This is a genomic window from Bordetella sp. N (assembly GCF_001433395.1).
In the GTDB taxonomy this organism is placed as follows: domain Bacteria; phylum Pseudomonadota; class Gammaproteobacteria; order Burkholderiales; family Burkholderiaceae_B; genus Bordetella_C.
Genome location: NZ_CP013111.1, coordinates 3,948,081 through 3,962,396, shown reverse-complemented (window position 1 = coordinate 3,962,396; position 14,316 = coordinate 3,948,081). Strand labels below are relative to the sequence as shown.

Genomic DNA, 14,316 nt, shown 5'->3' with positions numbered 1-14,316 from the left:
AACGCTAGGCGGCGGCAACCGTGATCGCCAGCACCGCCGCGATGTCCGGTTCATCGACCTGGTCGGCATTCATGTGATCATGCGCGTAGTCGCGCCACACGTCCGATGTCAGGAACAGGTCGAGCAGGTCGGGGTCCAGGTGGCGGTCGCGCTTCATGGCGCCCATGATGCGTATCGCCTCGCTCAGTTTCTTGCCTTTCTTGTAGGGACGGTCGGCGGCGGTCAGCGCTTCGAATACGTCCGCGATGGCCATGATGCGTGCCACCACGCTCATGTCGTCGCGGCGTAGTCCGCGCGGGTAGCCCGTGCCGTCCATTTTTTCGTGATGGCCGCCGGCGTATTCCGGTACGTGGCGCAGGGTGCCGGTCAGCGGCAGGTCTTCCAGCATCACGATGGTGTGCTTGATGTGCTGGTTGATCAGGTAGCGTTCCTCGGCGGTCAAGGTGCCGCGGCCGATCGACAGGTTGTAGCGCTCGCCCTGATTCAAACGATGTTGCGGACGTTGCAGGGTGAAGCCCGCCTTGGCACCGAGTTCATTGAGCAGGCTGGGGTGATGCGCGATCAGATGGTCGGGGCGATCGTCCAGCAGTTTTTCCCGGGCCGGCAGCGCGGCCGCGGGTGTGCGTGCCTTGCGCGCGAGCTCGTCGCGCGATACTCCCAGTCTGTCGTCGAGCGTGCGCGTCCACGTGCGTTCGCCTATTGCGCGCAGGCGCTCCAGGTGTTCGTCCGCCATCGTCTCGCCGCCCTCATTGCACATGGCCACGAAAGCAAAATCGGCGTCGAGCCGAGCCATTGTTTCGTCGCGCGCCGTGGCCAGATCCTGCTCGGCGCCGCCTTCGGCCTTGCCGCGCCAATAGGCGGTCCAGGCATCGGCCTTGAGCAGTTCGAAGCGCATGCGGATTTCATGGATGCGATCGTAGATGGTCTCCAGCTTGGTCGCCTTGTCGACGATGTATTCGGCGGTGACCAGCTTGCCGCAGTCGTGCAGCCAGCTGGCCACGCGGATCGCCTCCCATTCTTCCTCGCTGGGATTGAAGTTCGCGAAGGGCGCGCTGCGGGACTGGCTGGCGACCTCGACCAGGGCCGTGGTGAGCAGGGGCACCCGATTGCAATGGCCGCTGGTGTAGGGCGACTTGGCGTCGATCGAGTTGGCGATCATGCGGATCACGGCATCGAGCAGGGACTTGCGGTCCTTCAACAGCCGCGTCATCTCGATGGTCATCGCCGCCGTGCCGGCCAGCGCGCTGACCAGGTCCACGCTGGCGTCAGGCGCCGCGCCGGTCTGGATGCGGGCCGCCAGGATCAGGGCACCGATCACCTCGTCGGAATGATTGCGCAGCGGCACGATCCAGAAGCGGAACACCTGCGTGGGCGCCAGCGGTCTCTTGTCGACCAGGCCGGCCAGGAAGGGCGGCAGCGCGTGCTCCGTGTGATCGAAATGCGTGACCTTCTTCGCAGTAAGCGCCTGCAGGACATGGGCGTCGATATCCTGGCGGGCGATCGGGCGCGATTGCGTGGCATCCGGGGGTACGTCGCGGTCGATGATGGACAGCGTGTCGCCGCCATCCGCCGTCATCAGCAGCACCCCGCCGTCGGCGTCCGCGACGCGTATGGTTTCCAGCAACAGGCGGTGCTTCAGCCGCACGGGGTCGCGCTCGGAAGCCAGCGCATGGCCGATCTCGATGAAACGCTGGATGGTGATACTGGCCTTGCGCATCGACTGCGACAGGCTCTTGATTTCGCGCACGGACGTCTGCGCCTCGGCCGGTGGCGGCGTGAACTGGAAGCGCTGGATGCGCTCGGCGTCCTGGGCCAGTTGGGCCAGGGGCTGGCTGATGCTGCGCGACGCGATCCGTACCACGATCATCGCGATGATGGCCACGGCGACGCCCAGCCACATCAGCACGGATACCAGGTCGCGCGCGCCGGCGAGCATCTCGTTGGACGGCGTGGCCTTGACAATGCGGAAGCGCCAGGGACCCGATTGCAGCGGGGCCGACCGGATGACCCAGTTCGTGTCCTGAAGGGTGATGGTGCCCACCTTGGCGTGGCCGGCCGTGGCGTCCTTGGTAAACGCCAGCATGTCCGGCGCGACGGAGGCGGCGGGCCAGGACGGCCTGGCGTCGTTGGCGCGTGGCTCGACGGCGTTGGCATCGGCCTGATTGCCCCCGTCCAGCGCCAGGGGCACGCTGCTGGCCAGCACTTCGTTGTGGTCGTTGAGCAGCAACAGGGCCGTGGACGCCGTGTCCTTCATTTGCAGCAGCGCTTGCGACAGGTCGGCCAGCCCCAGGTCCGCGCCCACCACGCCGTGGCCGGAGTCCAGGGCGCGCGCTACCGTGACGCCGCGTTCGTTCGTGACGAAAAACCAATAAGGATCGGTCAGGATGGATTCCTTGGCGCCTCGCGCGGCCTGGTACCAATCGCGCGTGCGGGGATCGTACGGCGTAGGCGGCGCGGCGGCCTTGCCGACGGTTCTCAAGCCGGCGTCCAGGAAGGACAGATCCATCTTGGCGCCCTGCACGATCTCCAGGAAATAGCTGGCCGTGGCAGGCGCGGCCAGGGCCTGGCGGGCGGCGGGGGAGGTCAGGCGCCGCAGCAGGACGAAGCCGCCATCGTCATAGCCGACGTAGAAGGCGGACAGGAAAGGCGACGAGCGCAGCAGGACGCTCAGTCTTTCGATGAAGGCGGGCTGGTTCGCGGTGGCGAAATCGTCCGCTTGCGGGTCTGCGGCGAACGCCTGCAGCACGCTGTCAGCCGCGCTGATGCTCTTGTTGATCTGGCTGCGGCTTTCGTTCGCCATGTGGTCGAACAGGGTCTGGGACGCATCCTCGACCATGCCGCTGACCTGGCGGTGGACATGAAAGACCAGTCCAAGCACGGCCACCAGCACCGTGGCGCCGAAGACCAGTGCCAGATGCGTGCCCAGACGCCGGCCCTGCCGGGCGGTGCTTATTCGCTTCGATACCGCCATACAAAGACCTCGTCCCAAGATATCCTGTCAATAATAGCGACAATACGTTGCATTTAATATTACTGAAGGGCAGGGCGTGGAATCGTGGATTTTTTGCGGGCAGGGAGGCGGGGACGTCGGGGGCAGGTTTGAGCCTCGTATGGCGGCTGCCCCAAAAGCAGCCCCCACCCACTCATAAACGCGACTGTATGCCCCCATAGAGCCACGCCGTCTGGCCGCGGGGCGGGTCGCTGCCTACCATGGCTGCATCTACGAGCAATCTGCACGGGAGCAGGCATGTATAGAATTGGCGTCGACGTAGGCGGTACATTTACCGATCTGGTGCTGGTGCACGGCGAAAGCGGCCGGACGATTTTCCATAAGGTCCCCTCGACCCCCCACGATCCGTCCGAAGCCATCCATCGCGGCGTGGTGGAACTGATGGCGGACAACCGCCTCGATCCGGCCCAGATCCGCCATATCGGCCACGGCACCACGGTGGCGACCAACCTGGTCATCGAACGCAAGGGCGCGCGCTGCGCGCTGATCACCACCCGCGGCTTTCGCGACATCCTGGACATCGGCCGCCAGACCCGTCCCCACAACTTCGACTACGGCGTGCGCAAGCCCGAACCCCTGGCCCCCCGCCGCTGGCGCAAGGAAGTCCGCGAACGCATCGAAGCGTCAGGCGCGGTGCTCGAACCCCTGAACGAAGACGACGTGCGCCGCGCCGCCGAGGAATTGAAAGCCGACGGCGTCGAATCCATCGCGATCTGCTACCTGCACGCCTACCGCAATCACACGCACGAACAGCGCACCCGCGACATCGTCCGCGAAATCCTGCCCGACGCCTATATCTGCCTGTCCAGCGAAGTGCTGCCGGAATTCCGCGAGTACGAACGCTTCTCCACCACGGTGCTCAACGCCAAGGTGGGTCCGCGCATGGAAAGCTACCTGGCCAACTTCCTGGCCCGCATCAAGGAAGCTGGCGTGCCGCAGGAGCCCTACACCATCCACTCCAACGGCGGCCTGATGTCGGTCGAAGCGGTCCGCCGCTTCCCGGTCAAGACCTGCCTGTCCGGCCCCGCCGCCGGCGTGGTCGGCGCGGCCACCATGGGCCGCGTCATCGGTTACCCCAATCTGGTGACCTTCGACGTCGGCGGCACCAGCACCGACGTATCGCTCATCGCCAATGGCCAGGCCATGTTCAGCGCCAGCCGCAACGTGGCGGGCTATCCCGTGAAAACACCCATGGTCGACATCCACGTCATCGGCGCCGGCGGCGGCAGCCTGACCTGGATGGACGATGCCGGCTCGCTCAAGGTCGGCCCGGAAAGCGCGGGCGCGGTGCCCGGCCCCGTAGGCTACGGCCGTGGCGGCCAGCAGCCGACCATCACCGACGCACAGATCTCGCTGCACCGCCTGAATCCGGAAAGCGTCCTGGACGGCAAGATGCCTATCTACGCGGACGCCGCCAAGCAGGCCCTGCGCACGCAAGTGGCCGACAAGCTGGGCCTGAGCGTGGAAGCGGCCGCCGAAGGCATCATCCGCATCGCCAACGCCAATATGAGCCGGGCCATCCGGGCCGTTTCCACCGAACGCGGCCACGACCTGTCGAACTTCGCCCTCATGGCCTTCGGCGGCGCGGGTCCGCTGCACGCCCTGGGCGTGGCGCGCGAATGCGGCATCCCCACCGTCATCGTGCCGCAGGAGCCGGGCAATATGTGCGCCCGCGGCATCCTGCTTACCGACATCTCCTTCGACTTCGTCGTCAGCGATATCTCGCTGGTCAGCGCTGAAACCTGGCCGCGCGTCCTGGCACGCTTTGACGAATTGAAAGGCGCGGCCGCCGCCTGGCTCGACGAAGAACAGGTGCCCGACGCGCAACGACGCTACGTCAGCCAGATCGACGCCCGCTACGTCGGCCAGAACTTCGAAGTGCAGGTGCCCGTCGAAGGCCTCGACGAAGCCGCTCTGACCCGTTTCACCGCCGACTTCCACGAAGCGCACCGCAGGGAATACGGCTACGACGTGCCCTCGCGGCCCATCGAAATCATCAACTGCCGCATGAAGGCCGTCGGCACCATCGCCAAGGCCCCGCTGGCGCCCCTGGACGCCACCGGCGACAACCAGCCGCGCGGCCACCGCGACATCTGGTTCGGCGACGGCCACGGCTGGCTGAGCTCACCGGTCTACCACCGCAGCAGCCTGACACCGGGCGCGCGCGTCGACGGGCCGGCCGTCATCGAGGAAATGAGCTCCACCACGGTGCTCGAACCCGGCCACGCCATGACGGTCGACGCCTACGGCAATCTCATCATCAATCTCGCTTGAACGATCAGCAGGGGACAGGAATGAATCAACTGGAAGCCGTACGCGACCCCATCGAAATGGAGGTCTTCAACAACCGCCTGCTGTCGATCACCGAGGACATGAACAACACGCTCGTGCGCTCCTCGTTCTCGACCAACATCAAGGAACGCAAGGACTGCTCGGTGGCGTTGTTCGACGCCCGCGGCCGCCTGGTGGTCCAGGGCACGCAGATTCCGCTGCACCTGGGCTCGCTGAACGGCGCCGTCAAGAGCGTGCTCGACCGCTACGGCGTGGCGGGCATCCAGGACGGCGACGCCTACATCTGCAATGACCCATATCTGGCCGCCGGCAGCCACCTGCCCGACGTCAACGTGGTGACGCCGGTCTTCCATGACGGCAAGCTGGTGTTCTTCGCCGCCAACGTGGGCCATCACTCCGATTTTGGCGGCGTGGTGGCCGGGTCGATCGCCGGCAACCTGCGGTCCATCTACGCCGAAGGCCTGCGCCTGCCGGTGATCCGCATCGTGCGCGCCGGGCAGCTGGACGAAGACCTGCTGAACCTGATCGCCAACAATACCCGCGACCCCGAAGAGCGCGCCCTGGACCTGAAGGTGCAGATCGCCACCAACGCGCGCGGCGCGGCCGCCATGCACGGCTTGATCGCCCAGATGGGCCTGGACAAGACGCTGGCCGCGGTCGACGACGTCATCGTGTACACCCGCAACCGCCTGCGCATGCGCATCGCGGCGCTCAAGCAAGGCACTTACAGTTTCGAGAACTGGCTGGATGACGACGGCCTGGGCGACGGCGATCCGGTGCCGGTGCGCGTGTCCGTCACCGTGGCGGGCGACCGCCTGATCTTCGATTTCGCGGGTACGGGGCCGCAGGCGCGCGGCGCCATGAACCTGCCGGTGAATGCGCTTAACGCCTGCGTCTACTACGCGGTGAAGGCCCTGCTGGACCCGGCCCTGGCCGCCAACGAAGGCCTGTTCGAGCCCCTGGAGATCCGCCTTCCGCCCGCGAGCATCGTCAATCCCGCGCTGCCGGGCGCCGTGGGCGCGCGCTCGCTGACCGCGCAGAAAGTGGCGGGCGCCATCTTCGGTGCCTTCCGCGGCGTGCTGCCGGACAGCCGCGTGATGGGCGCGGGCAATGACGTCTGCCCGGCGATCGTGTTCTCCGGCAGCAATCGCGGCCGCGCGGGCGAGTTCGTCTATCTGGAATCGATCGGCGGTGGTTCCGGCGCCACGGCCGATGCCGACGGCATGGACGGCATCCACGTGCACATGACCAACTCCTCCAACCTGCCGGTCGAGGCCCTGGAAAACGAATATCCCCTGCGCGTCGATGAGTACGCCTACGTGCGGGACTCCGGCGGCGCCGGCCGCCAGCGCGGCGGCATGGGCCTGGCACGGCAGATCCGCAGCCTGGTGGACGGCATCGTGTTCACGGCGCGGGCGGACTCCCACACGGTGGGCCAGGCGTCTGGCGCGCTGGGCGCCGGACCGGGCCGCCGTGCCCGCCTGGAGCTGCGTGAAGCGGACGGCACGGTGCGCGACCTGTCGTCCAAGCCCGCGGCCATCTCCCTGCGCGCGGGCCAGAGCGTGCGCATGGAAACGTCCGGTGGCGGTGGCCTGGGACACGCCGGGGAACGCACCTCCGAAGACGTCGCCGACGATCTGGCTGATGACGTGATTTCAAGCGGCTGGGCGCAGGAGAACTACGCCGCGCAGCTGCGCGACCTGAAGGGTTAGACCGCCGTCGATGCGCTTCCCTGAACCTGGCGGGCGGCAGGAATGCCCGCCAGAACGTCCTGCAGGATGAAGCGGCGCAGCCAGGCATGCGCGGGATCGGCCTGATGCCGCTCATGCCAGAACATCGAGATGCGCAGGCGCGGCAAGGGCAAGGGCGCGGGCAGTACCACCGTCCCGCTCAAGGGCGCCAGCGCACCCGCCATGCTGGCAGGCAAGGTGGCGATCAGGTCGGAATCGCGCAGCACGAAAGGCACGGCCAGATAGCTGGACAGGACCATGGCGACGCGACGGTGGCGGCCCTGCTCGGTCAGCGCCGCGTCGAGCTGCGTGTTGAAGTAGCCGGCGTGACCGTTGGCGTCCAGATGTTCATGGTCCAGGAAAGTGTCCAGGTCCCACGGCCGCGCCAGCAGCGGATGGCCGGCGCGTACCAGGCAACAGGCGCTCTCCTCGAACAGGAAGGAGGCGCGCAAGCTGTCCGGCGGGGTCGGGTAATGGCCGATATAAAGCTCGATATGGTTCTGCGCCAACATGTCCTGACCGCCGTGCAAGGTGGGCGGCAACACCCGCAGCCGGATCCCGGGCGCGGCCTGGCGCAGGCGCGCCACCAGGCTGGGCAGCGCGACGAACTGGATGTAGTCGCTGGCGTAGAGATTGAAGCTCTTGTGAGCCGCGGCAGGATCGAAGGCAGCACCGGCCAGCGTTTCGCTGCGCCACGCTTCGAGCAAGGGCCTGAATTCGCGGTGCAGGCGCAGGGCACGCTCCGTCGGCTTGAGTGCGTTGCCATGGCGTATCAGCAAGGGATCGCCGAACAGGTGGCGCAGCCGGCTCAAGGCCGAACTCATCGCGGGCTGGGTAATCCCTAGTTGGGCGGCGGCCTTGGACACGCTGCGCAGGGAAATCAGGGCGTCGAAATGCGGCAAGAGGTGTAAGTCCACGGACTGCATCGTGTCTGATCTATAGGTCCATAAATATCACTATGTGGGGCAGGCCAGCGCTTGTTCGTACCATGTCCCTGGAGCAGGTGTCTCGCGCGAACGAGCCCGCATCCATTGTCTTTTTACTATGACTCGATGAGAAGGATCTCAATCATGAGCACAAGGGGAATATTTGGCGTGGCGCTGGCGTTGGCCGCGGCCTTCTGTGGCAGCACCGCCCAGGCGCAGGACCCGGCGGCGCAATGGCCGGATCGGCCCGTGCACTTCATCGTGCCGTTCGCGGTGGGCGGCTCCACGGATCTGGTGATGCGGCGCGTGGCCGATGAACTGGGCAAGGAAACCGGCCAGCCGATGATCGTGGAAAACCGCGTGGGCGGTGGCGGCCTGGTCGGCGCGTCGTGGATCACGCGTCAGAAGCCGGACGGGTATACCCTGATGATCGGCACGATCTCCACGCATGCCATGCATCCAAGCGTGTTCAAGTCGCTGCCTTACGACATCTTCAAGGACTTCACGCCGGTCACGATGATAGGCACCATCCCTGACCTTATCGTCGTCAATCCGCAGGTGCCGGCCAAGACGCTGCCGGAATTCATCGCCCTGGCCAAGTCCAAGCCCGGCCGCATCACTTACGCGTCGGGCGGCCCCGGCACGTCCAGCCACCTGGGTGCCGAGTATTTCGCGGCCGAAGCCGGCATCAAGCTGAACCACATCCCCTACAAGGGCAGCGGTCCGGCCCTGGTCGATGCGCTGGGCGGCCATGTGGACATGATGCTGGACGTCATCATGACGTCCCTGGAGCCCGTCAAGAACGGTCGCATGCGCGCGCTGGCCGTGACCTCGCTGACGCGCTCGCCGCTGATGCCGGACGTGCCGACGGTGGATGAACTGGGCATCAAGAACTTCGAAGCCATCATCTGGTTCGCGATCTATGGTCCGTCGGGTCTGGCCCCGGACATGCAGCAACGCATCGCCGACCGCATCGACCACGTGCTCCAGCGTCCGGACATGAAGGCCTTCCTGTTGCAGCAAGGCATACAGGTCGCGGGCACCGGTCCTGCCCAGTTGGCGGCGCAGATGCGCACGGACTACGCCAAGTGGAAGCACGTGGTGGAGATTTCGGGTTTCGAACCGCAATAAGCGAACCGGAATACGCGAATCGCAATGCGCGAACCGCGCTACGCGGTTCGTCCCGATCAGTCGAGCTTGATCCCGCTGGCGATGGCGCGCAGTTTCTGGTCTTCCTGCTTCATGAAGCCCGCGAAATCCTTCTGCTCGGCGGGCTGGGCGACCGTCAGACCAGCGGTTTCCAGCTGCTGCTTGACCTTCGGGTCCTGCAAGACCTGCTCCAGGGCGGCCGCGAGCTTGGCGCGGCGGTCCTCGGGCATGTTCTTGGGCGCGAATACGCCGAACCAGAAGCTGAAGTCCAGATTCTTGATCGACTGGCTCTCGCTGATCGCCGGAACTTCAGGCGCGGACGGGTCGCGCGCCTGGCCGGTGACGCCAAACGCCTTGATGGCGCCCTGGCGAGCCTGTGGCAGCACCACGGACGGCAGCGCCACGCCCAGATCGATCTGACCGCCCAGCAGGTCCGTCATCAACGGCGCGGCGCCGCGATACGGCACGTGCAACATCGACACGCCGGCCAGCTTCATGATCTGTTCCATGACGATCTGCTGGTAGGAGCCGACCCCCGTGCTGCCGAAACTCAGCTTGCCCGGCTGCTTGCGGGCCAGCGCGATCAGGTCGTCGAAGGACTTCGCCGCCAGGTCCTTGCGGCCGATCACCATGAACGGCGTGCTGCCGACCTTGCCGACGGCCGTGAAATCGGAATACTTGTACGGGACCGCCGAGTTGACGATGGGCAGCAGCACCGTTTCGTTCACCGAGCCCAGCATGATGGTGTAGCCATCGGCTTTTTCCCGGAGCACCTTGGCCGCGCCCACGGCGCCGGCGTTGCCACCCAGGTTCTCGATGACGACGGGCTGTCCAAGGATCTTCGCCATGGGTTCGCTAAGGTAGCGCGCCACGCCGTCGGACCCGCCGCCGGCCGGAAACGGCACTATCATCGTGATCCGTTGCGTGGGAAAGCTGTCCGCCGCGTGCGCACACGTTGCCGTGGCCATGGTTGCGACGGCGGCGGCCAGGAAGGCGCGCCGCAAGGTGTTGCGGTAAGGCATGTAAATCCCCTGAAGGTTCTTTTTGGTGAAAATGTGACCCAATACCCAGCTGGTTGGCGCCAACGCGCACCAATATCGGCAAGCGCGGTAGCTTGCCCGCCTTTCGCCCCCTGGGCAAAACCAAAACCTGCCCTCCGATTCAAAAAAGCTATCGCTCGCCCCCGGAATCACAAGTAATGATCAATTCCCCCGCCACCCTCGTTAACCGCATGGTGGCCAAGCTTCGAGTCCGTCAGATGCAGTTGATCGTGCTGACGGCCGAGTTGGGCAATACGCATAAAGTGGCCGCGGAGGCTGGCATCAGCCAGCCCAGCGTCGTGAAATTCCTGGGGGATGTGGAAGCCCTGCTGGAAATCGTCCTGTTCGAGCGCCATGCCCGCGGGATGCGCCCGACGGCCGCCTGCCATACGCTGCTGCCCACCCTGCGCAGCATGTTGCGCCTGGTGCAGGCGACCGCCAGCTCTGTGGTCGACTTGCGCACCGGCACGGCTGGGGTGATCCATATCGGCGCGCTGCCGGCCGCCTGCCAGGGCCCGATCATGAGCGTGCTGGCGCGCTTCGCCGACAGCCACCCCCACATCAGCATGCACCTGCATGAAGACGAGACCGCGGCGCTGATGGAAGACCTCAGCGCCGGCACCCTGGACGTGCTTTTCACCCGCCAGTCGCACCCCTATCCGGAAGGCTATGCCTTCATCCCGCTATTGCCCGACCGCGCTGCGGTGGTCGCGCGCAGCGGCCACCGCCTGGCGGGCAGGAAGCAGCTCACCATCGACACGCTGGCGCAGGAGAAATGGCTGACCTTCCCGGCCAGCATGACCAGCCGTACGGTGTTCGAGAGCTGGTTCGCCCGCGCCGGACGCCAGCCGGAGCGGCTCAACGTCACCACCAGCTCCCTGTCCGCCATCGTCACCATCGTCGCGGAGAGCGACGCCCTGGTGGTGCTGCCCCATAGCCTGGTGGCAGCCCTTGTCTCCAGCGGCCGCTTTTGTCTGCTCGACACCGAAAGGGTGGAACCGCTGCGGCCCCTGGGCATCCTCTGGCGTTCGGACACGCCATCGCTGGCTGTCCGGGTGTTGTGTGAATGGATGAGCAAGGAAATTCGGCCTGACGTTGGGACTGACGGCCCCGGTGCGTGATGACCGAGTTGAGTGCCACAACTTGTGTGCGCGCTCAGATACGGGGCTGATTACTCGCTAGACTGACGTGCACGACGTGAAATTTCGACTTGATTCAGGCTGCTTGATGAGCCTGTGCGTGCAAAGCAATTCCCAAGGCCCGTGTGACCTTGAGGATCGTTGCGAAATCTGGCGAGCGTTCACCAGATAGCGCTTTATAAAGGCTCTCGCGAGATAGGCCGGTTTCGCGAGCAATTTTTGTCATCCCTTGGGCCCGGGCGATATCGCCAAGCGCCTTCGCGATAAAGCTGGCATCTCCGTCGCTTTCCAGGATGCAAGCCTCCAGATAAGCAGCCATTTCTTCCGGCGTGCGAAGTCTTTCGGCGATGTCGTACTTCTGTGTCGCTAATTTAGTCATGTTCACAACTCCTTTACTTGGGAGCGCTAAGCGACGCACCCGCACTGCGATACGTATGATTTCCAGGTGCGTGAGGTCTAAAGCTGGGACACCAGCTTGTACGCTCGTTCGATGTCTCCATCCTGCGTAGACTTGTCGCCCCCCGCGAGCAAAATCACAATGGAACCGTCTTGCCGCAGCGTGTAGTACACCCGATAGCCAGGACCCACATCGATCTTGAGCTCCGACACCCCATGCTTCAGGTTCCTATAACTACCGGGGTTTCCCGCCGCCAGCCGCTGAATCCGCGCCTGGATACGTGCGCGTCCTGACATGTCCTTCAGATTTGCTTCGAAATCATCGAACTCTTTGGTACTTACTAACTCTCTCATGTCCTCGCTTCCCACGAATTGACGTGGTCTGCTGCCATTCGGCCATGAAGAGTTCCAATTGTAGCCAGTGGGCTACGTTCGGGCAAGAAAAATGTAGCCTTCCGGATACGCGCTAGCGACACGAGGCGGCCGAGCTCGCGGCGACGCGCTTGCATGGGTCCGGTGAGGATCGGAGCATGTTCCCCTGCCGCTGCTGCGCGTGTTCGCGATGGTGCCGGAGAGCTGGAAGACGTGGAGGCGGTCGGTCGCCGTGATGCGGTCGCAATGCAACAATTGTCCGAATTACCCGTAATGCGCTTCTTTTTCGAAGGGGCGCCACTTGCGCCTATAGCGCGCTTAATCGAGGGAGCGGTTTGGCCTCGCCGGGTGGAATCGAACCACCAATTGACCCTTAGGAGGGGCCGGTTATATCCGTTTAACTACGGCGAGTCGCTGAGCAGCGGGCACGGCGAAGGCCGGGCCAGGAAGGAGCAAGATTCTAACATTGAGGCAGCTATCCAGGCAGCCGCCACCCTCGTTTCAGAATTTTCGCGGAAGCCTTGGGCAGATCCTCAGCCTCAAGCTAATCGCTCAGCAGGCCAGGAGAGCTCTTGCCGAGGCAGCGGGTGCCAGGAAGCGCGTAGCGCCTTATCAGAGCTTTTCCCGCTCCGCCTGAATCTGGTCCCCACGTCCCTCGCCAACGAAATCAGGCGAGAACCGCGCGAACACTTCGAGCACGCCGGCAAAGGAGCGACGAACTGGCCGGATGCGGATCTCGTCACCGATACGCTCTATCTCGAGTTCGATGTCCGTCCTGTCGTACGCAAGCTCCGCAGGAATACAGACGGCCTGTGAGTCGCCGGTCCTGAAAAGTTTGGTGAGTTGCATAGTTAGCCCTCATGTTCGCTCGCATGAACGCGTCATCCTACGCGCGGATGGTCTTATATCAATCCTACTTATCGGGCGAATCCTCGTCCTGACCGGTACGTGACGCGCTCAGGGAACGCTCTCCCGCCTTCCGCCACTCACATCAATGCCCAACATAAACACATCCGTCCCCCACGGGACGGCTTCTTTTTTTGCGACGCCGGAGGCGGACGTTGTATTGGTCGATACGAGCGTGCCCAGGCTTGCGGCGGTAAGCAGCAAGGACCCCGCTCCCGATTTCGCCGACGCGGAAGACCTGCCTGCCTGGTATGCGGCGATGCCGCCGGTCTTTATCATTTATGACGACTTTGAATCCGTGCCGCCAACGACGGCTGCCTTCGATGAAGACCTGCGCACCCACCTGGACGATCTGGTCGTCCACATGGGTAAGCTCGTCCTTAAACGCATTGAAGTGATCCACCGCGTCGGCATGGTCTATTTTGCGGAAGCCGCGGCGCCGGCCAGGGCGCTGGCGCAGTATCTGGTCAACAAGGGCATCAAACGAGGGGAGATTCGTGTGGTTGCCGATTATTCGCCCGACCAGCCCCCGCCCGGCGATCCCGGAAAGGCCGGCGCGTTGGAGGTGCGGGTGGCCGGCATGCTGCCCGAGCCGCCACGCCGCGCCCGCGGCTTATGGGCACTCCCACCGGTCCTGCTGAAATCCCTGCCCGACGGCACCCAGCCCATCGACGCGGGCACCGTCCGGCGCCTGGACCACGCCGTTCGTGATTTCCGCGAAACCGGTGTCACCCGGGTGGAGATAAGCATCGTCTCGCCGATGATCGAAGAAGATGGCATCTCTCTGGGCCGCCTGAGCCGGGCCTATCTGTTGACGGCCCATCTGATCAAGGAAGCGCTCATCACGCGCGGTCTGGACCCCTCGTCGGTCTTCATCAAGCCACTGCCGAACTTGAGCCTGACTCAGGCCAGGGCCCCAGTGGGAGACACCTATGGGGTGCTCATCCAGGCCTGGGCGTCGCAGCCCGATCCCACGCCCAGGCTGCGCTTCTCCGAGGGTTACCTGCCAGACCTGAGTGCAACGGCGCCCTACGCTTGAGCAGCCCGACATCGGAGTAACCCCCCGGGCGACGTCGAAGGGTAGGGGGCCGGCGTGGCCTTGGGGCGCGGCCCCAAATGGGCATCGCGCCGATCTGCTAGAATTCGCTTTGACGGGCCCCTTCGCATGGTTCGGCGGTGAACCTGGTCAGGTCGGGAACGAAGCAGCCATAGTCGTTTAGGATCAGTGCCGGAGTAAGGCTCGTCAACGAATTCCCCAGGGACGGGCCATGATGAAACCGCGTGTCAAAGCGTCGTGTTCATCGTGGCCCGTCCTTTTGTATTTCAGGTCCGTGTTTAATCCGGCAGGCTCTACAA

The 14,316-nt window shown here is 64.7% G+C and carries 11 protein-coding genes, 1 tRNA gene and 1 other RNA gene; 6 read left to right on the top strand and 7 right to left on the bottom strand.

What is annotated here, in order from left to right:
* Positions 1-4: 4 nt before the first annotated feature.
* Entirely contained in the window at positions 5-2,971 is a 2,967-nt protein-coding gene (locus tag ASB57_RS16880; RefSeq protein WP_057653275.1) for an HD domain-containing phosphohydrolase, read from the bottom strand.
* A 276-nt stretch (positions 2,972-3,247) separates the two neighbouring features.
* On the opposite strand from ASB57_RS16880, the gene ASB57_RS16875 reads away from it, so the two are divergent.
* Positions 3,248-5,284: a hydantoinase/oxoprolinase family protein gene (locus tag ASB57_RS16875; RefSeq protein WP_057653274.1), complete on the top strand. Its 2,037-nt coding sequence runs from the start codon at positions 3,248-3,250 to the stop codon at positions 5,282-5,284.
* Positions 5,285-5,304: 20 nt separating this feature from the next.
* On the top strand, positions 5,305-7,014 hold the full coding sequence (locus ASB57_RS16870; protein WP_057653273.1) for a hydantoinase B/oxoprolinase family protein: 1,710 nt from the start codon (positions 5,305-5,307) through the stop codon (positions 7,012-7,014).
* Here the strand turns inward: ASB57_RS16870 and ASB57_RS16865 are convergent.
* The gene (locus ASB57_RS16865; RefSeq protein ID WP_057653272.1) at positions 7,011-7,958 is read right to left on the bottom strand and encodes a LysR family transcriptional regulator; all 948 of its coding nucleotides are present in this window, start codon (positions 7,956-7,958) and stop codon (positions 7,011-7,013) included. The two genes, ASB57_RS16870 and ASB57_RS16865, sit on opposite strands and share 4 nt — an antisense overlap.
* A 144-nt stretch (positions 7,959-8,102) precedes the next feature.
* On the opposite strand from ASB57_RS16865, the gene ASB57_RS16860 reads away from it, so the two are divergent.
* The gene (locus ASB57_RS16860; protein ID WP_197424740.1) at positions 8,103-9,089 is read left to right on the top strand and encodes a tripartite tricarboxylate transporter substrate binding protein; all 987 of its coding nucleotides are present in this window, start codon (positions 8,103-8,105) and stop codon (positions 9,087-9,089) included.
* 56 nt (positions 9,090-9,145) lie between these two features.
* Here ASB57_RS16860 and ASB57_RS16855 read toward each other — a convergent pair whose 3' ends face one another.
* Positions 9,146-10,129 (bottom strand): tripartite tricarboxylate transporter substrate binding protein, encoded by a 984-nt coding sequence (locus ASB57_RS16855; protein ID WP_057653270.1) that lies wholly within the window; start codon positions 10,127-10,129, stop codon positions 9,146-9,148.
* A gap of 176 nt (positions 10,130-10,305) precedes the next feature.
* On the opposite strand from ASB57_RS16855, the gene ASB57_RS16850 reads away from it, so the two are divergent.
* The gene (locus ASB57_RS16850) at positions 10,306-11,268 is read left to right on the top strand and encodes a LysR family transcriptional regulator (RefSeq protein ID WP_057653269.1); all 963 of its coding nucleotides are present in this window, start codon (positions 10,306-10,308) and stop codon (positions 11,266-11,268) included.
* Between the two features lie 94 nt (positions 11,269-11,362).
* Here the strand turns inward: ASB57_RS16850 and ASB57_RS16845 are convergent, their stop codons facing one another.
* The 4 genes from ASB57_RS16845 to vapB all read right to left on the bottom strand — a co-directional run bounded on the left by ASB57_RS16845 (position 11,363) and on the right by vapB (position 12,903).
* A complete protein-coding gene (locus ASB57_RS16845) occupies positions 11,363-11,665 on the bottom strand; it encodes an addiction module antidote protein (RefSeq protein WP_057653268.1) in 303 nt (100 codons plus the stop codon).
* A gap of 77 nt (positions 11,666-11,742) precedes the next feature.
* Entirely contained in the window at positions 11,743-12,036 is a 294-nt protein-coding gene (locus tag ASB57_RS16840) for a type II toxin-antitoxin system RelE/ParE family toxin (RefSeq protein ID WP_057653267.1), read from the bottom strand.
* A 354-nt stretch (positions 12,037-12,390) separates the two neighbouring features.
* A tRNA-Arg gene (locus ASB57_RS16835) sits at positions 12,391-12,465 on the bottom strand.
* Positions 12,466-12,666: 201 nt separating this feature from the next.
* Positions 12,667-12,903, bottom strand: a complete 237-nt coding sequence (vapB, locus tag ASB57_RS16830) for a type II toxin-antitoxin system VapB family antitoxin (protein WP_057653266.1) — start codon at positions 12,901-12,903, stop codon at positions 12,667-12,669.
* A gap of 217 nt (positions 12,904-13,120) precedes the next feature.
* On the opposite strand from vapB, the gene ASB57_RS16825 reads away from it, so the two are divergent.
* Both ASB57_RS16825 and ffs read left to right on the top strand, forming a co-directional pair.
* A complete protein-coding gene (locus ASB57_RS16825) occupies positions 13,121-13,999 on the top strand; it encodes a hypothetical protein (protein ID WP_057653265.1) in 879 nt (292 codons plus the stop codon).
* 111 nt (positions 14,000-14,110) lie between these two features.
* An RNA gene (gene ffs, locus ASB57_RS30700) (signal recognition particle sRNA small type) lies at positions 14,111-14,208 on the top strand.
* Positions 14,209-14,316: the final 108 nt, after the last annotated feature.

Coding starts and splice junctions, on each gene's coding strand:
- ASB57_RS16880 (WP_057653275.1), bottom strand. CDS start 2,971: ATGGCGGTATCGAAGCGAATAAGCACCGCCCGGCAGGGCCGGCGTCTG.
- ASB57_RS16875 (WP_057653274.1), top strand. CDS start 3,248: ATGTATAGAATTGGCGTCGACGTAGGCGGTACATTTACCGATCTGGTG.
- ASB57_RS16870 (WP_057653273.1), top strand. CDS start 5,305: ATGAATCAACTGGAAGCCGTACGCGACCCCATCGAAATGGAGGTCTTC.
- ASB57_RS16865 (WP_057653272.1), bottom strand. CDS start 7,958: ATGCAGTCCGTGGACTTACACCTCTTGCCGCATTTCGACGCCCTGATT.
- ASB57_RS16860 (WP_197424740.1), top strand. CDS start 8,103: ATGAGCACAAGGGGAATATTTGGCGTGGCGCTGGCGTTGGCCGCGGCC.
- ASB57_RS16855 (WP_057653270.1), bottom strand. CDS start 10,129: ATGCCTTACCGCAACACCTTGCGGCGCGCCTTCCTGGCCGCCGCCGTC.
- ASB57_RS16850 (WP_057653269.1), top strand. CDS start 10,306: ATGATCAATTCCCCCGCCACCCTCGTTAACCGCATGGTGGCCAAGCTT.
- ASB57_RS16845 (WP_057653268.1), bottom strand. CDS start 11,665: ATGACTAAATTAGCGACACAGAAGTACGACATCGCCGAAAGACTTCGC.
- ASB57_RS16840 (WP_057653267.1), bottom strand. CDS start 12,036: ATGAGAGAGTTAGTAAGTACCAAAGAGTTCGATGATTTCGAAGCAAAT.
- vapB (WP_057653266.1), bottom strand. CDS start 12,903: ATGCAACTCACCAAACTTTTCAGGACCGGCGACTCACAGGCCGTCTGT.